This window comes from Martinezella hainanensis, from assembly GCF_900094555.1.
GTDB lineage: Bacteria > Pseudomonadota > Alphaproteobacteria > Rhizobiales > Rhizobiaceae > Rhizobium > Rhizobium hainanense.
Genome location: NZ_FMAC01000005.1, coordinates 1 through 22,266, shown reverse-complemented (window position 1 = coordinate 22,266; position 22,266 = coordinate 1). Strand labels below are relative to the sequence as shown.

The window sequence follows — 22,266 nt, the reverse complement described above, 5'->3', positions numbered from 1 at the left end:
TGCAGCTCGTCGCTGCGGTCCGGCGGGGTTCGATGCCGATCGGAGGAGTGATTTCAGACGGCAACTGGGAGGGTGCAGTGAAGCGTAAAATCCAAATTTTGGCAGTGGCCATGTTGACGGCGCTGTCTTCGACGGCGCTTGCTCAAGAAAAGAAGCTGACGATCGTAGGCGTGAACATTCACGAATCCTCGATGCGTGGTGTCGGCGTGTCGAAGGGCGTGGATGCTCTGGCGGATTTCGAAAAGGAGAAGGATACGAAGGTCGCTGTCAACGTCGAGACGGGTCCCGGCATCCTTGAAGCCCTCCCGCGCCTCGGCACACTCAACAAGTCCGCCGAAGATATCATCATGGTCTCGCAGCTGATGGCCAATCCGCGTATCGCCGCATTCCTCGAGCCGCTCGACAAATACATGGGCGCCGATGCGATCGGCGGCTTCCCACAGGACTGGGTCAAGGCACCGGTCGATGCAGGGACGATCGATAATCAGCATTATCTCGTACCGCTGCGCTGCGGCGTTTGGATCTTCTGGGGTAATAAGAAGTATATGTCTGACCACGGCGTCGCCGAGCCGCCGCGCACGCCGGAGCAGCTGTACGATGCAGCCAAGAGCGCGACCTTCACCAAGCCGAGCGGCGAAAAAGTCTATGGTTTTGCGGTGCGTGGTATCAGCGACCAGGTCCCATCCGGCTTGGCCACCATCGGTGCAATGTTTGGCGGATCGATCATCGACGAGAAGGGCGAGGTTGTCGTCAACAGCCCTGCGATGATCCAGGCGACTGAATTCCTTCGCCGACTGTATGCAGAGGGCATAATGCCGCCAAACTGGACCAGCGTGGACGCCGACCAGATGTTTACCTCCGGACGGCTCTCCATGGTCGTCAGCAACGATAATTTCACGTCGCGCTTCGAGTCTCCGGACGCTCTCGGACCAGGCGGAACGGTTGCTTTTCACGTTCCGATCCTTGATGCCTTGCGAAAGAGCGGTGTCGACTATGCCGGCAGTCAGTCCTTCTATTGGGGTGCCGGCATTCTGAAGGGATCGCAGAACAAACAGCAGGCCTATGAGCTGATCAAGTATCTGGCCGGATCCAAGCCCGAAGCGATGATGATGTCCAACGGCAATCAACCTTGTCGGGCCGAGCCGCTGGCAAAGCTTGGCGAGAAGATCGCGGCGAACAAGGTCGGGATCGATACGCTTGCGATCTCGAGACCACCGCTTCCGGGCAATCCGCGACTTGGCGAGGCTAGCGATGCCATTGCCGTTGCCGTCCAGAATATCGTGGTGAACGGCGCCCCTGCCAAGGAGACGCTGGACACCTTGGCCGATGATCTCAAGTCGATCTACGAGTAGCGATCGGCACCCGGCTCTCCGCGCCCTCGGTTGGAGCAGTTTCCAATCGGCTCGCGGCATGTGCAGTCTTTGCCCACAGGTGGGTATTATGGCGGATTGGCTCTCCAATCCGCCAGGTCAATATCGGAAGATCCGCATGGTTAGGAATGGCACAGTCGCCGCAAATGCCCCTCGGCAACGCAAGCGCAGCAGAACGTCGGAAGATATTCTGGCAATTACCGCAGTGGCGCCCCCAATCCTTCTCCTTCTACTGTTCATTGCCATACCTGCAATTGTGCTTCTTGCGACCGCGTTCACCGATTATTCGCCGGGCATTCCAACCAAGTTCATAGGCTGGAAGAATTTTGTCACGCTGTTCAACAGCTCCGTGTTCTATTCGATCCTTCTTAGAAATATTGCATATGTGATCGGGGTTGTCAGCCTGCAGCTGATCGTCGCGCTCGGCATCGCGCTCTTGCTCGACAATGAGTTGCCGTATCGCCGTGTCTGGATGGCGCTGCTGATTGCACCCTTTGCAATCAGTCCGGTCGTCGGTGTCGTCATCTGGAAAAATCTGCTCGATCCATCCTACGGCCTCGTCAACTATATTATTTCCTCGTTGGGACTTCCTACGATCCCATGGATGTCGAATCCGTGGACATCCATGGTTGCGGTCGTCATCGTTGCCGTATGGCGAGGATTTCCCTTCATCGCGATCATCCTCTTTGCAGCGCTGAGAGGAATTCCGATGGAGGTAAAAGAGGCAGCCAAGATCGACGGTGCGAATGCTTTCCAGATATTCTGGTATGTCCGTCTGCCGTTCATCATGCCGGCACTGTCGATCATGGCGCTGTTCGAAACCATCTTTGCTGTCCGGGAATTTGATACCATCCAGACCATGACAGGTGGTGGGCCGGGTACATCCACGTCACTGCTTTCCCACTACCTTTATCGCACGGCATTCGGCACGTTCCGGTTCGGTATGGGCGCATCCGTCGGCTGGGTCATGCTGGCTTTGACCATGCTGATGGCAGCGCTGATCATCTGGCGTGCTTATCGCGATATGTTTCCCGGAGCCAAGGCCTGACCAATGAGCGGACATGGAAATATTGCCGGCCGCATAATTCTCTTTGTGCTGCTTTGCATCGCTGTGATCTGGGCCTTTTTCCCGATCGTCTTCATGATCAGCAGCTCGTTCAAGCCTGGTGGATTGATCTGGGCCTATCCGCCGAAACTGATCGCTGAGCCGACGGTAAGCAACTACCAGAATATCGCCAACCTCTTTCCGCGTTTTTGGGGAAGCCTCTTCAACAGTATCATCGTTACGATACTTGCGACGGTATTGACGCTGACGATGGCAATCACGTCGGCATTCGTCTTTTCCAGGTTGCGGCAGCCATGGCTGAAAATACCGGCATTCCTGATGATTTTCGTCAGGATGTTCCCGTCGATCATCGTCGTCATCCCGCTATATCCGGTTTTCAACGAGCTCGGATGGCTCGATACGATCACTCCGCTCGTTCTGTGTGGGGCAGCATTCGCCGTCAGTATGGCAACGCTTCTGATCAAAACATTCGTCGACGACATTCCGGTTGAATTGGAAGAAGCCGCCATGATTGACGGGTGCTCTCGCGCCGGCGCCTTTGCCCGGATCACCTTGCCTCTCCTGAGGCCAGCAATCGCTGCGGTGTCGCTGGTCGTGGCGATTGGCTCCTGGAACGAATACTTGTTCCCACTGGTATTCACTTCGAACGATGCGCGTACGGCGCCGGTCATCATCGCCATTGCCATGAGCAATGAAGACGGGGTCGCATGGGGTGGCGTCATGGCGATGGCAACGGTTTACCTTGCGCCGCCGCTTCTTCTCGTTCTGATGCTGCACAAGCAAATTACCAATGTGATGACCATGGGCGCCGTCAAAGGCTGAGCGCACAGCGGCTCTGAAGCCATCCGCTAAGCTTCCGTCCAAACGGTGAAAGTTTGGACTGGGCGGCCAATCATTATGCGCATTCAAACGAATTCACAGCCGCATACACGTCACCCAAGCTTGCATCTTCGCCCAACGCTTGGCGGCAGCTCGGCGAGGGATTTCTGAAAGTGGTAGCGCCAGGCCCGAACCGACGGCCGCTGCACCTCCATCTACGATACCTTCTTCGCCCAGCGATCGTGAGCAACCATGCCGATGAGCATGGCGGCGACGAACAGCGGCACCTGCGGCAGCCCAAGCGAGAGCGCGGCAAGTGCGGGTCCTGGACACAGACCGGCCATGCCCCAACCGATACCAAATACGGCTGAACCTATCATCAGCCGGCGGTCGATGGGCTTTGTTTCTGGAAGGTGGAACACGGCGTCGAAGACAGGTCGTCGCCACCGCCGCATGATGCTCACACCGACGAAGGCGACGATCACCGCGCCTGCGAGCACGAAGATCAGACTCGGGTCCCAATGGCCGAAAAGATCGAGGACCCCCTGGACGCGCACCGGATCGACCATGCCGGACAGCGACAGACCGAAACCAAAGATCAGGCCCGATGCGAGCGCGACAAGCACCCTTGGCAATTCCCGGTTCATGCGCTGATCCATCGCATTACCATTACCGTCAGGATGCCCGCCGCCAGAAAGCTGGCGACAGCCACTACAGATCGCGGCGACAGACGCGCAAGACCGAGTATGCCGTGACCGCTGGTGCAACCCGAGCCCATGCGTGCACCGAAACCGACGAGCAGGCCTGCGACCGCCAGCAGAGGCCAGGACACGGTGATGGTCGAGGCGGGCGGGTGGCCGGCGGCGACCCGATAGGCAAGCGGGCCAAGCACGAGGCCAGCGACGAAAGCCGCATTGGTAGCCACGCCGGTGCCTTGCGTGAGCCGCCCGACAATGCCCGCGATGCCGGCAATCCGCCCGTTGAGAAGCAATAGCATGGTTGCCGAGAGCCCGATGAGCAGGCCGCCTAGCAGCGATGGAAGATAGGCAATCATTTCACCTCTTCCTCGGCACAAAAGATGGTGTAAAGGGCACCGACCAGTTTGGCCGCCTTCTCCTCCGTCAGGCGGTAATAGATCTGCTTGCCGTCACGGCGGGTCTCGACGATCTGCGCCTCCCGCAGCACGCTCAGTTGCTGCGACAGGCTGGGCTGGTGGATATCGAGCGTCTCCTCGAGCTCGCTCACGGAATATTCGCCCTTGACCAGCGTACAGACGAGCATCAGCCGTATCGGATGTGCAAGCGTTTTCAAGAGATCCGAAACTTCGGCCGCCTTTTCGTGCAAGGCCGCAGGATCAGTGTCAATCTGTACCAAATCCGGCATGTCCATGCTCTTCACCATGTCGCGCCATCCAATGCATCGAGCGGGATCTTGAGATAGCGCTTGCCATTGTCCTCGGGCTCCGGTAACCGCCCGCCGCGGACATTGACCTGTAACGCATGCAGGATCAGCTTTGGCATGGGCAGCGTCCTATCACGCCTGGTGCGCAACGCGACGAATTTCTCCTCGTCTGTATCGACGACATGGGCATTGAGGCGTTTCTGCTCGGCAACTGTGCTTTCCCATCTCGGCGCCCGGCCGCCTGGCTGATAATCATGGCCGGTGAACAGCCTGACATCGTCGGGCAGCGACAGGATCGCCTGGATCGAGCGCCACAGCATATACGCATCGCCGCCTGGAAAATCAGCGCGCGCCGTGCCGCTGTCCGGCTGAAAGAGCGTGTCATGCATAAAGGCGGCATCACCAATCACATAGGTGACCGAGGCGAGCGTATGACCAGGCGAAAACATCACCTTGCCCTCGATCGAACCGATGGGAAACGTCTCGCCGTCGGCAAACAGCCTATCCCATTGCGAGCCGTCGGCCGGCAGCGCGGACCAGTTGTAGATACCCTTCCATAGGTTTTGGACGTCGACCACCTTTTCGCCGATCGCTATTGGGGCACCGGTTTTTGATTTCAGATAATGCGCGCCAGAGAAATGATCTGCATGGGGGTGGGTATCGAGTATCCATTCCACGATCAGCTTGTTGTCCTCGATATATTTGAGGATGGTATCGGCATTCGTCGTCGCGGTCGCACCGGATTTCTCATCGAAATCCAGAACCGGATCGATGATCGCACAGTAGCGGGTCGCAGGGTCGGAGACGACATATTGCACGCTCGAGCTGCGCGGATCGAAGAAGCCCTTTACCTGCGGCCGCTGCGCATTGTGCCGGGCAAGCCACGCCTCGCCGGCAGAAAGATCATAACCGTATTTCGCGCCGAAGGCGGCCAGCTCGAAGGCCTGCATCTGCCCTGCTTCGACCAATGCAAGAGCGTGGAGCAGCATCGCGCGAATGCCGGACTTGCAATGGGCAAATACTTTGCCGCCCGACTTTGTCGTAGCGGTGGCGAACGCTTCGACGTCGGCCACAGTAATTGTATCCATGCCGATAGGAATGAAGTGATAGTCGAGGCCCGTACGCCTTGCCGCCTCCCCTTCCGCTTGGCTACCCGGCTGCATAGCATCTTCATTGTCACGTCGCAGGTTGATGATCGTATCGAAGCCATCTCGCTTGAGCTCGTCAAACTCGCTTAAGTCCAACTGTGGCCCGATCCAGATGCGGTCGGTGACTTGGATGGCCATCGAAATCCCTCCAAAAAAAATTATATTATATAATATATAATAATGTATAACGTTCGGTGTCAAGTAGCTGTCTGCTTGTTGTCTCCACCAACGCCTTTGGAGCTGGAACACTCTGAGCCGGTGACTTTTGAAGCCACCGCGCAGGCAATACGAAAGCGGCCAGATAGAAGTTAGTCGCAGGTCACTTGTCGGAAACGCCGCTCTTGAAGCAAATCGAAATCGATATACCCAGCGCCCTAACGCGCAAAGCCCGCACGAAGCGGGCTCAGCGTTTCATTGCCTGATATTTTCGGACCTTCGCCTACTTCTCTGTTTGGGGCTTGCCAGCCTTTGCAACCCGCTTTGTCCGCGATGCCCTGGTGGGGGCTGTTACTGAAGCAGACTTGATTGAATTAGGCCGCGATTTTGCTGCACTCAGTAGCGCAGCACGGCGCGAGCGGTTATCCTCGAGTGCTTTTTGAAAGCCGGTATCCCGTTCCGCATGCAGGGCAAGATCATCAAGAAATTCGCCAACTTCCTTGACTGTCTCGACAACAACGTAGGTCAGCCCCTCCCCTGCACTAATCGCGTCACGACCAATGCTGACGCCAAACCCACCCGGAACGCGCTGAAACCACGTCGAACGCCATTTCTTGAAACCCGCTGCGTCACGCTCGTATTCTTCGAGATAATTCTTTTGTTCTGCGACCCTCAAACGAAAGGAATCAATCGCATTTCGCGTGCCGGCCTTCGGCTTATTAGCCTTCTTGGCAGACCACTTCTCAATAAAATTTGTCATACACATATGCTCCATAATGTCGAGAATCTCGAGCGGGCAGTCTCAACTCTGGGCGTACGACAATCCATCATGCATTGCAATGACAAGCCCATAACATGCAACCAATGCGCTACTTCGCATTTGGCTAATTCCACTGACGTCCAACGGATCCACTTTCCCGGTTCGATGTAGCACTTGTTCTATGGTCGCATGAGAAGACTCGAGTCGCTTTTTCAGCTGAGATGCTGAAGACCGATCTTGCGTCTAATGTTTGCTGTTCCCTCCCCACCTGTAGCTATGGTCGGAAGATGCTCACTTGCCTTTGTGACGAATATTATTCGGTGTGTCTGTTGCCTTGGCGTCAAATGCTGCCAGACCATATGTTGGATTCTCAACTGGTCTTGAGCAGTTTGTCCATGCGCTGAGGAATGCGGAAGCAATCGAGTTCGTCGAGAGGAACAGGTTTGGAGAAGAAGTAGCCCTGGAGATCAGTGCAGCCCATCGCAGCGAGAAAGTCACGCTGATATTCAGTTTCGACCCCTTCGGCTGTTGTCGCAATACCAAGACTATTGCTCAACGAGATAATAGCACTGACGATCGCAGTACCGTTGGCTTTCGTGCCGAGGAGCGAGACGAATGATCGATCAATCTTGATCCGATCAACATCGAAGCGCGTCAAATGACTGAGGCACGAATAGCCGGTTCCAAAATCATCCAGCGAAATTTGAATACCCTCGCTGCGCAACGACTTCAGTATCGAATAGATGTCTGCATAATCTTCTATGAGCGAGGATTCGGTGAGTTCGAGCTCAAGCCGGGACGGCGATAACCGGGTCTCCTGCAGTACCGCGCGCACTTCTTCGACAAAATTTGGCCTCCTCAGTTGAGAGGGAGACACGTTCACCGCGATGAATGTGTTTTCGGGCCAGTTGCAGGCCGCAGTGCAGGCTTCACGCAATACCCAGAATCCTAGTGCGTCAATAAGGCCGCCTTCTTCCGCCGCGGGGATGAAGCTCGCTGGCATCAACAGTCCGCGCTGGCTATGCCGCCACCGCACGAGCGCCTCGGCTCCCGTCACGGAATATCCCTTCCCTGCTTGATGTACAGGCTGGTAGTAGACTTCCAACGCTCCGAAGTCTGGCCTGTCCGCAGCCGGCTCATCTCGCTCATCGTCATCAGGTGAAACCCGGATTTTGGATAGGACCTCCCGCAATTCGTTTTTGAGGATATCGCGCGCATTCCTGCCTCCGTCCATGGACGGCGAATAGACACTCCACCGACCCCTGCCGCCTACTTTTGCTTCGTAGAGCGCGACATCGGCATAACGCATGATATCGTCGGCATTTCGCCCCGTATCAGGCACAAGCGCAACGCCGATCGAGCAGCCAACACGCGCTACGGCTTCCCCATTCAACAATGGGAAGGGTATGCTAAGCTCCGTGACGATTGCTTCGCAGATTGCTGGCAGAGCTTGATCGTGATCTTCGATATCACGGAGAAGCAGGGCAAATTCGTCTCCTCCGAGCCGAGCGAGCGTATCTTGTGACCGAAGAAGTAAACGGACCCGATCGGCAGCCAACCTGATGAGTTCGTCGCCCGCAGCGTGGCCAAAGGTATCGTTCACGGCCTTGAACCGGTCGAGGTCAAGAAGCGCGATTGCCGACCGCTTCGTAGAGTTTTCCAATTCGGCCAAGCACTCGTCAAACCTCATCGCAAACAATGCGCGATTGGGGAGATCTGTCAGCACATCGTGGAGCGCAAGCTGTCTTGCATGGAACTCGCTTCTCTTCAACTCGCCGAGGCTTTTTCGCAGCCGCACAAGTAAGATTGTCAGGAGAAACGCCATCATCAGGGCAGCGATCGAAAGCGCCGGCATCAATCGACCGATGACCCTTGATCCCGGAAGGTCAGGCCGCCATACGATGAATCCGATCGGTTCACCATTCGTAGTATCGTCAATCTGAAATGCAACTTCGTCATCACCAGCATCGGCAGTGCGCGCGAAGCGTGCGCCGTTGAGCCCCTGTTCCCGACTCAATTCATCCAACGCCGCTCCATCCAGGAACCGTAAGACGATCACAAATTGCCATGACGGCTGCCCTTGTCCTTCGCGCAGCTCCCTAACAGCCGCGATGCCGACAATCGTCGGCCGACCCTCCAGGCGTAGCAAACTGGCCAACCCGCGATGAGCGAGAACTGCGCTTCCAGCGGGATTATCCAATGACCCGGACAAGTGCTCAGTCAACATAGCACGCTGGTGGACGGCGATGCCCGCCTTTCGAAGGAGCGGCAAAAGAAGAGGCTTCATCCAACGATAGCGCTTTTCCATCTGGCCGTCTGCCATCATGACCAGGTCGCCATGTTCGTCTACGACAAATGCCTGATCATAGCCAAAGACGGATGTCGCAGCCTGGCTGATCGCACTCCCGGCTGCTGTCGTCAAAACCGTGCTGAAGGCAGGCGAAATCGAGGATGTGCCCGAGGTCGGGTAGGCTCCATTTGCAGCAAGATAACCATTGCCGACTTGTCCAATGACACGCGCCACTTGATCAACTTGCTCTCTCAGGCGCGCGGTTACGAGCTGACGCTGTCTATCAAGTGCCGCAGAGTCACTTTCAGTTCCCGCCCACAATGCAGACAGCACGACAAGGCCAATTACTCCCAGAGCACTAGCCGCAATCAGGAAGAGAATTCTTCCCGAAGCTATCCAGGATTGTTGAAAGGACTTTGGACTGGAAGAACGGATAATGTGCAAGCGCAGATCCCCGAACAACGCTGTATTAGAATGTCATCATCAAAACAAAACTACGGTTACATGAGTGGTAGCAAAGAAGCGTTCACGTAGAATTAAAAGCAACTGCGCATTATATCGGGATCGGTTACCTATTAAGGATACTCCACGATGCTGCACCTATCTGTTCAGACAATATTGCGCAGGGCATCGGCAGGTATTGGTATCGGCTTCGTTTTGGCTGCAACCTTACCATTTCCGACAACGGCGCAAGAGCATATGCCAATGAGAATTGCCGTCGAGGGCGCATTTCCGCCGTTTAACTACCTCGATGCAAACAACAAGCTGCAGGGTTTTGATATTGATATCGCCAATGCGATCTGCAAGGTCGGCGAGTTTGAATGCCAGTTCATCGTCGAGAAGTGGGATGATATGATTCCAGATCTCGTCGCCAGGAAATATGACGCGATCATCTCATCCATGTCGATGAGCGACGAGCGGCGCCAGAAGGTCGCCTTCACGGAACGCTATTACAATAGCCCGTCGGTGTTCATCGTGCGAAAAGATTCACCGATCAAAGATGTGAGCCCTGCCGCCCTTACCGGCAAGAACCTCGGAGTGACATCTTCGACAGCGCAGCAATCCTTTGCCAAACATCTCTATCCGCAGACGCATGAGACGGTCTTTCGGTCTTCACCTGAATTGTACAAGGGACTATCGGACGGAAGTGTTGACATCATTTTGGAAGATAAGCTTGCCATCTATGACTGGATCGCGAACACAAAGGCGGGAAGCTGCTGCGAGTTCCGAGGACCGGATCTGGTTGACGCAACATATTTTGGCGATGGTTCCGGAATTGCGGTGCGGTTGGATGACAGCGAACGCCTTGCGCGCCTGAATGCAGCATTGAAGTCCATCAAGGCGGACGGGACCTATGACATGATCAACGCAAAATATTTTCCATTCAGCATCGAGTAGTCCTGCAAGGAAAGTCAAGCCACTGTTATCATTGTCGCTTTTGTCAAAAGCCACGTAACCAGAAGCGTGAACCTGCAAGCTTTTGCGCGCATCATCCGAGGGCAAGGGGTGCCCGGCGGCAGGCGGACTGATGACGCAGGTGGCCTCAAAATCAATTTTCAAACAGCCATCTCAGATTGGTGAGGACACTGCCGCGCGAAGCCCAACCGGAAGCCAGCGCAGCAGTGCCACGAAGCGACAATCACCTTCGCGACAAGCGTTGCCCCATGGCGAAATTTAGTTTTCGTGGCGTAGCAGGGCTATCTGCCTCAACTCTAAAACGATCAGCTATTCAAATAGTCTCTATCCGAATTTCGTAGAGCCTATCCAATTCCAGCACAATAATAAGTCATACTTTTAGGCATTAAGAATCCCTTGAGGATCCCGCCAGCCTATTGCGTGCGCGAAGATGAGCTTCGCGCCGCAGCAGGGTCATCCCTTCATTTCGCGTGGGCATTGGCGACCTTTTTGCGTGTCCGTGAGATGACCTCGCTTCCGGCTTCCAAAACGCCTGATTCCGTAAACCGATCGCACGTCCTCAAAGGAACTGAGCGGATGGATATCAATCCATACTCTTTGCGAGGCTCCTTCGCGGACGATGTCGACCGATGAGAGAAGTCTCAGCCACAAGCGCAATATTTGAAATTTGATTTTTAGAGGAATAGCTTTGATCCAATTCATCCGATTGGCCCTCTGGCATGGACGTTCGCTCGGCACGGACCGGCGCGGCAGCATTGCCATCATGAGCGCCCTTTGCCTGCCCCTCGTCCTGGGATTTGCCGCTCTGTCTATCGAGTACGGATACGGGCTGCTTGTGCGGGACGAAAATCAGCGAACGGCAGACCTTGCCTCCTATGCCGGAGCTCTTGCCTATAGCGGCACGAATTCCGAAGATCAGATGAGAGAAGCGGCCCTTCGCGTGGTCAAGCTCAATGGCATCGACACGACAAACGCTACGGTCTCGCTGACAACTTCACCGAAAGATGCGCGCAATCAGGCAGTTCATGTGGGAATTACCACAACGAACACTCTTTTCCTGGCGCCTATTCTGGGCGCCTCCCCCAAGCTGGACATCGCAGCTGAAGCCTATTCCTCTTTGGGCACAGCCGAAAACGGCTGCATTATAGCGCTCGATAAATCATCCGCTGGCGTAACCCTATCCGGAGGCGTTCAGGTCAATGCCGGCAACTGTTACGTTGCCTCCAACAGTAATCTGGTGGCTCCCTGTGGAACGAAGATCACCGCCAAAAGCGCCACATATGACGAAGGCTCTTCCCAGCCCTGCCCTTGGTCTGCCAACATCGTACGCACGGACGGGAGTCAGGCGCCTGTCACACAGCAATATACCAGCGATCCCTTAAGCGGTAATGCCGGCATAGGTGCACTGACCAGTCGCTTCGACACCATCCGTAGCGCTTCATGGCCGAGCAAGGCGATGGTCGGCAACAGCCCAGATGTCGAATTTGGCGGCAACTCCTCTCCGGTAGACACCGCATCCGCCATTCAGGCGATAGGATGCACCTATGATCCAGGCAACTATAATCAGTACTGGACCAGCAAGTGGGATATTACCTGTTCAGGCTCGAAGATCAGCATTGGCTCCCTGCTTGTGCACGGTAACGTCCAAGTCAACTTCAACATCGGCGGCAACAAGAATATCGTCTACAGCTTCTCCGGCAAGGTCCAGAACGACTTCGGCACGAAACTCGTCTTCGGCAATGGCATCTTCAAGGTTGCCAAGGGGGTCTATGGAGCCGACCTGACCTTCGGTGCCGGAACATTCCATTTTGGAATGGGCGACCAGGTTTGTGGCGACGGCCGCTACAGCCTATGCAGCTCCGGGAAAGTTCTGATCGGCGGCCCCAGCACGTTTATCTTGAATGCTGGCTTTTATACGGGCGCCGGTGCGACCTTGAAACTAGGCGCCGGAACATCCAACAGCTACACGATCGGTAAATCCAGCAGCAACAACGGCATCGGGCTCGACGGGGGATCAATCACCTATCTTGCGGACGCAACCACTGGAACGGGTAGCTTCCGCGTCAACGGCAACATCAACGGCGGTGGCGGCGGCAGTTGCATCACAATTCCCGCCAGCGCTCAGCATGACATATCCGGCAATGTCAACCTTGCAGGCGGGGCAAGGTTGGGAGCCGGCATCTATACGGTCGACGGATATTTCTCCGCAAATACGGGCGGCGCAAGCTGCGGCGATCCGATCGCCATTTCCGGAAAGGATGTGACGCTCGTTGTTTCCGGCGTTGCCACGCCATCCGACTGGGAATGCGGTGGAAAGGCCTTCTGCCTGACCGGCGGAAACGCGATCAGCCTCACCGCACCGCAATCCGGAAGCAATGCGAACCTCGCCGTCATCGGCCCTCAATCTTCAGGCAATACAGCCGGGGCAGAAATAACGTCCGGTGGCATCGGTACCATCTCGGGAGCTTTCTATTTTCCGTACGGCAAGATCGATTTCGGAGGCGGCGGCTCGCTCAGTAACGCGCCGGGCGGATGTCTTCAACTGATTGGCGCCAGTATTTCATTGTCTGGCGGTTCTCAGGCCATGTCCGAATGCACCCTGTCGACGGGCGGCGGAAAGGTGGCCTTAGTCCAATGAAATTGCTTCCATTTTCTCCTCGAAAATTCAAACGAACACTTTCCCACCACGCCGACGCCTTGGGTCGGGATGACCGTGGTAATGCAGCCGTCGAATTCGCCGTGCTTGCCCCGGTCTTCCTCTTCATCATGGCAGTCAGTTTTGACATGGGCAGCCTGATTTTCGCACGCTTCCAGTTGGAGGCCACGATCTCGAACACTGCCAGCTACACACTGGTTCATGCTGATCAGGTCGATGGTCTAAACGACAGCCTGCTGGCCAAGAGCGTCGCTCTGATGATCGCCGGACAGTACCCATCGACCGGTGCCAGCGCCTCAATCGCAATCAATGACGGCGTGCAAGCCAATTTCGACGGAGCCACAATCAGGATCGATGGCACTCCTGCTTCCACTGGCGCCTGCTATTGCCCGAGCGGATCGGCGGCCTCTTTCGTTTGGGGATCTCAGCAGACCTGCAGCTCGTCATGCCCCGATGGAGCAAACGCGGGCAAATATGCGGTGATCTCTGCCAAGCAGACCTATGCTCCATTGTTTTCTGGCTACAATATTGTCAACGACGGCTATATTTATGCCAGCGCTGTGGTGCAGCTCAAATGATCCGCCGCTTGAGAAAATTCTGGCGCTCACACGAGGGAGCCAGCGCCGTGGAATTTGCTATGGTCATGCCGCTGTTCCTGCTGATGCTGTTTGGTATCATGGAATTCGGCCGGCTGTTCTGGACAAGCCATGCCCTTCACGAAACAGCAATTGCGACAGCCCGTTGCATGGGTATTCCACAAGTCGAATGCGAGGATGGAAGTGCCTACAGCGCTTCCAAAACGATTACCTTCGCTCAGACGAAGGCGGCTGGTTGGGCGGTCGCCCTTGATGAGACGTCGATTTCTTTGAACAATGCCGCCAGCTGCTATGGTCTGGATGGTTTTTCGCAGGTTACGCTTACCTACAAGTTTGCAACCTTGCTGCCGGAGCTTTTAACGTCACTGGCAGGAGGTACGGATTTGACCACCCAGGCATGCTACGCAAATCAATGAGCAAAAGAGGCACGTCAAATTGCCTGAGATAGCGACAGCCCTTATCCATTAAGATTATCGGTCGGAAAGCTTCACCGCCTTGTCATCCACGTTTGACGCGCTGCTTGATCTCGCGGCCGTACCGTTCCGAATGCCGCCTACCTTTCTGGAGGGCTTGACACTCCAGTCCGATACGGTGAACGGGAAATTCATTATCTTCGATAGGTTTGCCGCCGCTTTAAGCAGATAGTCCCGATCTTCCGTCATTTAATTTGCTCATGGAATATTGGTTGAAGGAATGCGGGATAACTTGCGACAGGCAAAAATGTGATCAGCCAACGTGATGCGAAATGGGCTCATACGCGCAGGAGCGCTTGGTCACCCATCAGGGAAGCAGCGACGTCCTTACTGCGAAGATCGACATATGCGCGTCGCAGATCAAGCTCATCAGTCAAGCCTTCGCAAAAGTCGTGAATAATGGAGACGGCTAGAGCCTGACGTTCCTGCTTCGTCATAACTCGATTCTGGGCGCAGGCATGATAGAAGACACGCTGACAGAGATCGATGCTCTCTCTGTTCGTAAATGTACCTGTACGAATAGCATGGCTTCTAAACATTTTTGGTCGATCCGCTACATTGCGAAGATAGATCCTGAGCTATGGTTCAGACCTTGCGCGTGGCTCGCGCTGGGACGCATCAGACGTTCATCTTGCGAACCGAATATCCACTTTACGCAATGATTTGCATCTGCCTTACTACGGCTCGCACCAGCCCAGGAATACTGCAATCGTGACGGCTCCGCTTCTTGCCATGGTCTCATCATTCGATTTCGTTCGCATGCCGACCCATAGCAGCTTGACCGTTAGTGATCAGGGAACCACTCAAAGTGAGGAAGATCCCCACTAAGCGCCGACTGGCAGCAAGCCCCGCTATTCGATGCCTGCGCTACCGATCGTGATACTAGCACCTGTCCCGTCGCCCGTTTGAGGCTCGAGACCAATCTCGACTGTTTGCGGTTGCCGGCAACTCGGCTCGTCGGGCAGCGGAAAGCCGAACCGCTGAGGGTTGCTTCCGCGCGACACGGAAAACGCTTCGTTCGGAAAAATGCCAAAACGGCCGATTTCCCGCAGCACCTCGCCACAGCGCACAGAAACAACTATCGTGACGGACCCCGATTTCGACGGTTCGTATGCGTTGACTGTTACGACAATCCGTTTGCCGCCATTGCCCGGTGCGCGCTCGGCCACGCCAGCGATGGCTATCGTTACCGGCTTGTCGACCGTCGCCTGCATGTCGCTCCCACTGGCTTGGATCGGGCTACCGATGCGCAGCATCGTGAACGCCACCACACAAATAGCGATCAGCATCCAACGATGATAGCGCATCGATCTCTCCATAATCGATCCTGATCCCAATTTTAAGCGGACACTATGGCTATTTCCAGTTTCGCGGGCTTCACGGTGCCGGGTTTGCCCGCCCCTGCTCCAACGGGAACCAGTTGCAGATCGATGGCCTCGCCATCCGTTTGCCCTCTTGCGCCATAGACCCGCTGAATGGCGTCCGTGAGGTCGAGGACGAAGGATGGCAACGGGTGATGGCCGCCACCGTGATGATCGCCCTTGTGTCCAAGCACGGCGAAAGAGCCGACATAATGCGGATCGGTGACCGGCGTATCGGCCTTCAGTTCGTTCTTGCCGAGAAAAACATGAACGCTTGTCGTGCTCGCGCTGGTGATTTCGACATCCCGAAGAAACGCCAGGACTCGGGGGGCGGAAGCCGCCTGCTCCTGGGCTGCGCCGAAATCCATCGTGTCCATGCCGGAGGGCAAAGGCGGCTGGCTGACGATATCCTGCAAGGCGCCTGCCGGGATCTTGATCGGCAACGACAGCGGTGCGCTTGCCGTCGCCGCCTTGCTGTTGTCCGTCGAGACAGTCGTTACGCCGGCGATTGCAGCATCGGTTGCCGTCGCCGCGATCACGGAGGTGAGCTTGTCGTTGAGAGCCAGGGTCTTGGCGCTCGCCGCCGCCACCTTGAAATAGTTTCGGAAACCATAGGTGTATCCGAGTTCCTCCGGAACATAGAGGTCGGAGACTTTCGGGGACCAAAACTGACCGTCGACATTGTAGAAATTGTCGGTGAACTGCATGTCGGTCCAGAGCCGATCCGCACTGTTGACGTGGCGCAGATTCCAGGTCGCCCAGATGCGGTCGATATTGCCATGATGCATGAAGAAGATCGGGTCGCGTGGCGACGACCATGTCGGCATGAAGCCGCCTATGTTGTTGTGTACCTGGTTATGCGGAGTGGATTCCAACGTCCCCTGCGTGCCGGTACTGGTGATAACCCAGGAGGGATCGAGCGAGTTCTGCCCGGCGGGGCGAGTGGTGCCGAAAACCTCGTATGGCGTCGCCGTCAAGATGGTATTGAGAACCCCCGGCCCGACGATATTGTCCGGCATCGGTTGCTTGATCGGCCAGGTGCGCGACGATACGTAAAGGAGATTGTCCTTGCCGTCAGGCGTCTTTTGCATGGTGAATACTTCGGGCAGGTACGGATTGGCGGTCCAGTCCCAGAATGGCATGGCGAAATCGTTGTTCTTGGTCACATGCCGGACGATGCGCTCGTACATCGCCGTATAGGCCCTGTGCCACGGCAGGAAATACCAGTTGCCATGCGGGCAATATTTGACGCCGGCATCACTTCCATGGATTTCCGACAGATTGACCCAGTTGAATTTCTCGGTTGTGGGCAGCGCTTGGAGAATGCGCACCGCGTCACGATACGTCGCAACGATCGGATCGTTCCAGGCCAATCCCTGAAGAGAACGCCGCCAGGGAACCGGCGGTATCTGCGCGAATGCCTTCATGCCCGGCAATCCGCTGGCGAGCAGGCCCGCCCCGATAACGCCGCCCTGAACGATGACAGATCTGCGTGTGATGTTCATCTTACTCCCCCTTGGGTTCAAAAAGCTGTTTCTGGCTGAGATCAGTGCTGCATGGTGGCCGGCTGCTGACCGTCGGTCGGGCGCAGCAGCCGTGCACAATTCGCTCCGCCGCCGCCGTTCGGCAGGTCGATGCAGACGTTCTGCATCATCCCCTGATCCTCATGATCGAGGATGTGGCAATGCAGGACGTATTCGCCGATGAAGCGTTCATATCGGGTGCGGATCTTGATCTTGTAGGTCGACGTGGCGAGCTTGGCAGGAAAGTCGGCGGGATTGCTGATCAGGCTCTTCACCCAGAGCGTATCCTTCCAGACGCCCTTAAGGCCTGGATATTGCGGATCGACGACCCCACCACCCCGATCGATCGCTCCAGGCGCGCTGACGTCGACGCCGTTCGGGTCGAGGATTTCCACGATCTGGAAAGGATTGACGTGAATGTGGAACGGATGGCCGACGAAGGCCGATTGCAACGTCCATTCCTCAACGCCCCCCAGCGGCAGGGCACGATCGACATAATTGGGATCATAAGAACGCGGCTTGAATGTCGCCGGATCGAAGTTCTTCGGGTCGAAGGATTTGTTGCCGACCTCGAACTTCGCGACATTGCCGCTCAGGTCGATGAAGAAGACCAGTTCCTGCGTCCCGGTGATTTCGTCGTCGGTGACATCAGGATGCGGCACGAAGCGGGTCAGCTTGAGGCCATTTCTGAGATCGGCGATGACGGCGGCTCGGATATCGGGGGGCATTGTCCGCTGCGCAGCCGCAACGAGCGTGTCCGTGAGCGCCGTGTCGATATTGCTGACCGGCGTTCCGGCCGCGACCGACACGGTAGCAAGCAATTGCCGGTCCTGATCGGCGCGCGTCACGCTTGCAGTGCCGGGCAACGGCTCGTTGACCACACAGTAGTCGCCGGTCGTTGGGAACATGACGAGCGCGTCGAAGCGATAACCCGGCTGCAGCGTTGCGGTTTGTGTGGAACGGGCAACCGCGGTCGTCAGCCCGTCCGCCGCGACGATATGATATGGGATAGCCTCCCCGGCGCAGTTCTGTCTGATGTAGTCGGCTGCCGCTTCAGGCGTAGTCGCCCTATATTCGGGAGCGCCCTGACGGCGCGGACGGAAAGCAACGGTGATGGTTTCACGCACGCCGCCATGTATCATCCGCCAGCGTTCGACTTGGCCCGCCTTCGACTGAAAGCGCGGCTGGACCAGCCCGTTGATGGTCGTATAGCGCCCCGATTCTCCCCAGGTTCCAGGTCCGAACTGGTCATAGTTGCGGATCTCGCCCACATCTCCGGGATCGCAGACCCAGGCAACGACCTTGCCATCCACCACCCGCGTCTTGATCTGGCCCTTCGCATCGAAGCAGGCATATTGGATCTGCTGGAAAACGAGCAACTGCTCTTGCATTGGCTTGCCGTCGGCATTCTTCAGCAGGGTATCGAGATCGCCATTGGCATTCTGTGTCGGCAGGCGATTGCCGCGCACGACCAAAGCGCCGGCCATGCCGCTGGATACCTGAAGCGCGGTCGAGCCGTGCCGGTGCGAATGATACCAGAAGGTGCCGGCGGGATGCTCGTCCGGCAGATCGTAGAAATAGGTGAAGCTCTTGCCGGGATTGATCGAGATCAGGACGTTGTCGCTGTTGCCGGTCGGGCTCACCCAAAGACCGTGGGAATGCAGGTTCGTGCCGTTGAAGCAATGCGGCTGATTGGCATCGCCATGCCCGGCGCAAGTGCCGTCATCGGGAAGCTCGTTGTGGAGCGCGACCGTGATCCTCTCGCCGGGCGCGGCCTCGATGACCGGAGCGACATAGGGTGCATTTGGATTGACGCCGGCACCCGTATAGCCACGAAGCCTGACCTTGTCGACGCGGCCGGTCACCGGATTGTAGATGCCGTTCTCGATGAATTTCACCGTCAGGTCGAGCTGCCTGCGGCCTGAGGTCGTCACCGCCGCCTGAGACTTCTTCAACCCGCTAGTCGGTAACCGGCTCATCGGTGCGGCACCAGGATGGGTTTCTTCCAGAACCGGTGGATTGGAAAAGAGCGGTTCCGCCTGCTGCCCGAAAGCCGGCATCGACAGGCCGCATGCCGCAAGGGTTGCAGATATCGCTAAGCCATTTCGCCAGATAGTCCCCATTGCCATCCTGTTCACCGACATCGCATATCTCCCCTATATCGGCCGAATCCCCGAGATTCGCGGCATCAAGTCGCCGCGACAACGTCTTCACCCCACACGTTCGGCCTCTCGGTGCAGAGAGCGCGGCGAACGAGCCGGCAACTTCAATGCTGAAATGAAATAGCTTCGCGATCAGGCCTGCCTGACGGCGATGAACGAAGCGACATAACCGGCCGGAGAGCCGTTATGCGGCTTCGCGCGAATAACCGAACCGACGAAGGCCGGAACCTGGTTCACGCCGTTCGGCCAGGTAAAGGCATCGGTGCCGTGATAGTCGTATTGCCAGCCCGCGGTTGGCGTCCCCGATCGCCCGACACCCACCATCTTGATTCGAGCCTCTCCGCCCTCGACCGGCACCACGGTTCCAGTGAGGTCAAGAAAGTAGCCCGAACCCATATCGAGCGTGCCAGTCACCTTGCCGCCCGAAACAGCAAGCGTGAACACGCCTTCGCCGAAGATATTTTGAAGCGCTTTCTGCGCATCGTCCCCAATGAGCGCAGGATCGTTTCGATAGCTTCTGTAAGTCCAGCGGCCCTGCAACGAAAAAGACATGTCACACCCCCAAATAGCCTCTAATGACGTTCCCGCCAGTTGTATTAAGACACGCTCTCGCATGTCCTTTCTGCTACCATGAGGCAGCACGATAAAGGAGAGTATGTGTGAAACTTACAATTTCAGAGGGTATATAAAAGCGACTACATTAGCAATACGTCATATTAAAATAATATGCTTTATTTGCATCGCGATGAACCGGAGTCACAGCAGGGGCGAGCCAATTCCAAGCGCGTTTCCACCAGCACCGACGGATAACGCCAATTGTCGACGGCTATAAGAGACCTGCTTAAACAAGCTTGTCAGCGGGAAAGTGATCAGCCAGCGCCGTATCCATATCACTTGGCTCATATCGGCCGTAGAGTGATCGAAGTTTAGCCCGTTGAACACCTGACATGTTCCGGGAAAAGTCGCTCAGTGCCCAAAACATGGCGATCCTTTCCAACTGAGCCGGATTGGTTATTCCGCATCGAAACAGGCCGACCAGTGCGACAGCAAAGCCGTCTCGGCTGTATTGAGTATCATCGAACCAGCTCTGCGCCGTAGCTAGGTCAAATACCCGCTTGGTGACTTCGAGCTCGTCCTGCGACAAACCTTTCTTTGCGAGACGTTTCAATCTTTCCATGATCGGTTCCATCGCGAGACTGCCGACAACGCCACGTAGACTTGCCACGACTGAGATTGCCATTGCCGCCCAAGCCATGCATTTCCGCCGCTTGCCTGTACCCGTAGCGGTGCAACATGGGCCAGCCTGCTCGGCAGCGCGAAGCAACACGTGTCCTCGACACCGATAAACGGCTGCCTTGCAGGCATGATCGAGGTCACCTCACGGCGCATGCCTAAATCGGCTACGCTCGCTTTTCTCGCGAGCCAGCCCAGTCTTGTTGGTTTATGAAGTGAGCTTGGCATATTTCGATCAATGACGCGCGTTGCATTAGCGTTGCGCATGCAAAAGGTGCATTAACAGCAAATACAATACCATCAATTGCAAACGATCTTGTGTCATCACGCGTGTTGGTGACGGCGCATAAGCAATGGCGTACACATGTCGGGGCTGAAGCTACCAGGAATAAAGCTCTTGAAGAGATAAGCACCAACGACCCGTTCCCGAAATTGCATAAGCCTCTGTAACAATTGCCATTCCGCAATCTCGAATAAAATTCTCTCGCCGCGAGTGATTCAATTCAATTTTGGCTTCCTTAATGCCATCTACAACCGCATTCTGGATTTCACAGAATGCCCCCAGCCACAAACTCAGGCTGAGTGTACGGGCAACAGGTCGATATTCTCCTCCCCGAGCTGGCTCGGTGCTGGCGGACAGAGCGTGGCCGGTGGAAACAGATGACAGCCACGTTAGGTATTTCAATCTCAATGACCCGAACTTCCGCTACATGTTTCGCATGAAATACGTATCTTAGGTGATACTATTCATAAGGCCGCTATGAAGCAGTTTACTTTTCCGACATGAACCGTGCCGCCGGGGAAATTCTCGAGACGGCACTGATCGAGCCGGTCGCGCTCACCAAGCGCGGCAAAGCAAAAGCTGGCGATACTGGCAGCCGAAGCCTATGATCGGCTGAAAGGGCGACCGCAAGCGCAGAGCTATCGGCTGGAGGATGCGCCGGATGACATCCATGACGAATTGATGGAAGGCATCGACGCGATCCTCGATGGGCCGCATCGCGATGCTTGAGGGGGGACAGACCGTCCGTTTCCATTATCTGTGGGCGCGCCAGGCACAGGTCGGCGAGGAACCCGGCCGCAAAGCCTGTCAGGTTTGCATCGTCGCGCACACGCCGGGCAATCCCGACGCAATCTATCTGTTTCCGATCACCTCGCAGGAGCCACGGCCGGAGCGTGTCGCCCTCTCCTTTCCCGAAATGGAGTACCGCCCGCCGGGCAGGCCTTTCCCCCCTGTTGGATCACCCTCGATGAATATAACCGCGTCGAGCTGGACGAGGCTTTCGGCTTCGAGTCAATTAGGCCGATCGGCAATCTGAGTGCAGCTTTTCTCGAAAGGATCGCAGCCGTAGCGAAAAGGGCTTCAGCAAACCAATCACTAAAGAGCGTCATTCGCTCATAGCTTCGATCCGGTTGCCCGCGATACGGCAAGGGGGAACTCGCGCAAAAGGGTATCAGCCGCTGGCGGGGGCAGAGCTATAATCTCCTGAACCACACCTGGATTCCTCGCCTGCCAATCAGGGGATCGATCAAACGCCCTACACCAGCAAGCGGGAAAAGGAGTGAGCATCCAGCATGCTCAAGCCCATACTCTACTAAAGCGCCGACGAAGAGAGGCAAGTAGGCCTCACCGCATCAAATAGCCTTAAACGGCGAGCAATAGTGTTCCATCATCGTCGCGCTCCTCTTTCGTCGCCTATCGAAAGTACGGTGGGCGCCTCTGGCGGCGGCGAGATCCTTAAAGGTCAGCATTTCAGAAAACCGCCAAACCTGCTCGGATCGTCCACGGCAGGCCGCTTTGTGCTCTACGGAGGAAAGATCTATGCGTGCCCAAAA

Annotated in this window: 19 protein-coding genes; 7 read left to right on the top strand and 12 right to left on the bottom strand. The window is 56.2% G+C overall.

Annotated elements, in window-relative coordinates; genetic code table 11:
• Positions 1-77: 77 nt before the first annotated feature.
• From GA0061100_RS16760 to GA0061100_RS16750, 3 genes are all read left to right on the top strand, one after another.
• Positions 78-1,352: an extracellular solute-binding protein gene (locus tag GA0061100_RS16760; RefSeq protein ID WP_159444789.1), complete on the top strand. Its 1,275-nt coding sequence runs from the start codon at positions 78-80 to the stop codon at positions 1,350-1,352.
• A gap of 136 nt (positions 1,353-1,488) precedes the next feature.
• Complete coding sequence (locus tag GA0061100_RS16755; protein WP_159444788.1) at positions 1,489-2,418, top strand: carbohydrate ABC transporter permease; 930 nt, start codon at positions 1,489-1,491, stop codon at positions 2,416-2,418.
• Between the two features lie 3 nt (positions 2,419-2,421).
• Complete coding sequence (locus tag GA0061100_RS16750; RefSeq protein ID WP_075853848.1) at positions 2,422-3,258, top strand: carbohydrate ABC transporter permease; 837 nt, start codon at positions 2,422-2,424, stop codon at positions 3,256-3,258.
• A gap of 212 nt (positions 3,259-3,470) precedes the next feature.
• On the opposite strand, the gene GA0061100_RS16745 is transcribed toward GA0061100_RS16750, so the two are convergent.
• The 6 genes from GA0061100_RS16745 to GA0061100_RS16720 all read right to left on the bottom strand — a co-directional run bounded on the left by GA0061100_RS16745 (position 3,471) and on the right by GA0061100_RS16720 (position 9,454).
• Positions 3,471-3,902 (bottom strand): YeeE/YedE family protein, encoded by a 432-nt coding sequence (locus GA0061100_RS16745; protein WP_075854295.1) that lies wholly within the window; start codon positions 3,900-3,902, stop codon positions 3,471-3,473.
• Entirely contained in the window at positions 3,899-4,309 is a 411-nt protein-coding gene (locus tag GA0061100_RS16740) for a YeeE/YedE family protein (RefSeq protein ID WP_075853847.1), read from the bottom strand. Before GA0061100_RS16740 ends, GA0061100_RS16745 begins: the two co-directional genes overlap by 4 nt.
• On the bottom strand, positions 4,306-4,644 hold the full coding sequence (bigR, locus tag GA0061100_RS16735; protein WP_425298685.1) for a sulfite-sensing transcriptional repressor BigR: 339 nt from the start codon (positions 4,642-4,644) through the stop codon (positions 4,306-4,308). Before bigR ends, GA0061100_RS16740 begins: the two co-directional genes overlap by 4 nt.
• Before the next feature lie 5 nt (positions 4,645-4,649).
• The gene (blh, locus tag GA0061100_RS16730) at positions 4,650-5,942 is read right to left on the bottom strand and encodes a bifunctional sulfur transferase/dioxygenase Blh (protein WP_075853845.1); all 1,293 of its coding nucleotides are present in this window, start codon (positions 5,940-5,942) and stop codon (positions 4,650-4,652) included.
• 301 nt (positions 5,943-6,243) lie between these two features.
• Entirely contained in the window at positions 6,244-6,720 is a 477-nt protein-coding gene (locus tag GA0061100_RS16725) for a hypothetical protein (protein ID WP_143525452.1), read from the bottom strand.
• Between the two features lie 370 nt (positions 6,721-7,090).
• On the bottom strand, positions 7,091-9,454 hold the full coding sequence (locus GA0061100_RS16720) for a putative bifunctional diguanylate cyclase/phosphodiesterase (RefSeq protein ID WP_075854294.1): 2,364 nt from the start codon (positions 9,452-9,454) through the stop codon (positions 7,091-7,093).
• Positions 9,455-9,601: 147 nt separating this feature from the next.
• Here GA0061100_RS16720 and GA0061100_RS16715 point away from each other — a divergent pair, with 147 nt between their 5' ends.
• From GA0061100_RS16715 to GA0061100_RS16700, 4 genes are all read left to right on the top strand, one after another.
• Entirely contained in the window at positions 9,602-10,408 is an 807-nt protein-coding gene (locus GA0061100_RS16715; protein WP_075853843.1) for an ABC transporter substrate-binding protein, read from the top strand.
• Positions 10,409-11,114: 706 nt separating this feature from the next.
• On the top strand, positions 11,115-13,064 hold the full coding sequence (locus tag GA0061100_RS16710; RefSeq protein ID WP_342195607.1) for a pilus assembly protein TadG-related protein: 1,950 nt from the start codon (positions 11,115-11,117) through the stop codon (positions 13,062-13,064).
• Complete coding sequence (locus tag GA0061100_RS16705) at positions 13,061-13,660, top strand: TadE/TadG family type IV pilus assembly protein (protein WP_075853842.1); 600 nt, start codon at positions 13,061-13,063, stop codon at positions 13,658-13,660. The genes GA0061100_RS16710 and GA0061100_RS16705 overlap by 4 nt, the downstream gene beginning before the upstream one ends.
• Positions 13,657-14,094 (top strand): TadE/TadG family type IV pilus assembly protein, encoded by a 438-nt coding sequence (locus GA0061100_RS16700; protein ID WP_075853841.1) that lies wholly within the window; start codon positions 13,657-13,659, stop codon positions 14,092-14,094. Before GA0061100_RS16705 ends, GA0061100_RS16700 begins: the two co-directional genes overlap by 4 nt.
• 908 nt (positions 14,095-15,002) lie before the next feature.
• On the opposite strand, the gene GA0061100_RS16690 is transcribed toward GA0061100_RS16700, so the two are convergent.
• The 6 genes from GA0061100_RS16690 to GA0061100_RS35000 form a co-directional block, all read right to left on the bottom strand.
• On the bottom strand, positions 15,003-15,458 hold the full coding sequence (locus GA0061100_RS16690) for a hypothetical protein (protein ID WP_075853839.1): 456 nt from the start codon (positions 15,456-15,458) through the stop codon (positions 15,003-15,005).
• A gap of 32 nt (positions 15,459-15,490) precedes the next feature.
• A complete protein-coding gene (locus tag GA0061100_RS16685) occupies positions 15,491-17,017 on the bottom strand; it encodes a tyrosinase family protein (protein ID WP_075853838.1) in 1,527 nt (508 codons plus the stop codon).
• A gap of 41 nt (positions 17,018-17,058) precedes the next feature.
• Positions 17,059-19,179: a multicopper oxidase family protein gene (locus tag GA0061100_RS16680; protein WP_244557860.1), complete on the bottom strand. Its 2,121-nt coding sequence runs from the start codon at positions 19,177-19,179 to the stop codon at positions 17,059-17,061.
• Between the two features lie 150 nt (positions 19,180-19,329).
• Entirely contained in the window at positions 19,330-19,749 is a 420-nt protein-coding gene (locus tag GA0061100_RS16675; RefSeq protein ID WP_075853836.1) for a hypothetical protein, read from the bottom strand.
• A 289-nt stretch (positions 19,750-20,038) separates the two neighbouring features.
• A complete protein-coding gene (locus GA0061100_RS16670; RefSeq protein ID WP_143525451.1) occupies positions 20,039-20,374 on the bottom strand; it encodes a hypothetical protein in 336 nt (111 codons plus the stop codon).
• A gap of 1,691 nt (positions 20,375-22,065) precedes the next feature.
• Positions 22,066-22,266: hypothetical protein (locus GA0061100_RS35000; protein WP_208621549.1), on the bottom strand; the 201-nt coding region annotated here is incomplete at its 5' end.

Coding starts and splice junctions, on each gene's coding strand:
- GA0061100_RS16705 (WP_075853842.1), top strand. CDS start 13,061: ATGAAATTGCTTCCATTTTCTCCTCGAAAATTCAAACGAACACTTTCC.
- GA0061100_RS16715 (WP_075853843.1), top strand. CDS start 9,602: ATGCTGCACCTATCTGTTCAGACAATATTGCGCAGGGCATCGGCAGGT.
- GA0061100_RS16745 (WP_075854295.1), bottom strand. CDS start 3,902: ATGAACCGGGAATTGCCAAGGGTGCTTGTCGCGCTCGCATCGGGCCTG.
- GA0061100_RS16675 (WP_075853836.1), bottom strand. CDS start 19,749: ATGTCTTTTTCGTTGCAGGGCCGCTGGACTTACAGAAGCTATCGAAAC.
- GA0061100_RS16690 (WP_075853839.1), bottom strand. CDS start 15,458: ATGCGCTATCATCGTTGGATGCTGATCGCTATTTGTGTGGTGGCGTTC.
- GA0061100_RS16670 (WP_143525451.1), bottom strand. CDS start 20,374: ATGGAAAGATTGAAACGTCTCGCAAAGAAAGGTTTGTCGCAGGACGAG.
- blh (WP_075853845.1), bottom strand. CDS start 5,942: ATGGCCATCCAAGTCACCGACCGCATCTGGATCGGGCCACAGTTGGAC.
- GA0061100_RS16755 (WP_159444788.1), top strand. CDS start 1,489: ATGGTTAGGAATGGCACAGTCGCCGCAAATGCCCCTCGGCAACGCAAG.
- GA0061100_RS16740 (WP_075853847.1), bottom strand. CDS start 4,309: ATGATTGCCTATCTTCCATCGCTGCTAGGCGGCCTGCTCATCGGGCTC.
- GA0061100_RS16700 (WP_075853841.1), top strand. CDS start 13,657: ATGATCCGCCGCTTGAGAAAATTCTGGCGCTCACACGAGGGAGCCAGC.
- GA0061100_RS16680 (WP_244557860.1), bottom strand. CDS start 19,179: ATGTCGGTGAACAGGATGGCAATGGGGACTATCTGGCGAAATGGCTTA.
- GA0061100_RS16725 (WP_143525452.1), bottom strand. CDS start 6,720: ATGACAAATTTTATTGAGAAGTGGTCTGCCAAGAAGGCTAATAAGCCG.
- GA0061100_RS16685 (WP_075853838.1), bottom strand. CDS start 17,017: ATGAACATCACACGCAGATCTGTCATCGTTCAGGGCGGCGTTATCGGG.
- GA0061100_RS16750 (WP_075853848.1), top strand. CDS start 2,422: ATGAGCGGACATGGAAATATTGCCGGCCGCATAATTCTCTTTGTGCTG.
- bigR (WP_425298685.1), bottom strand. CDS start 4,644: ATGGACATGCCGGATTTGGTACAGATTGACACTGATCCTGCGGCCTTG.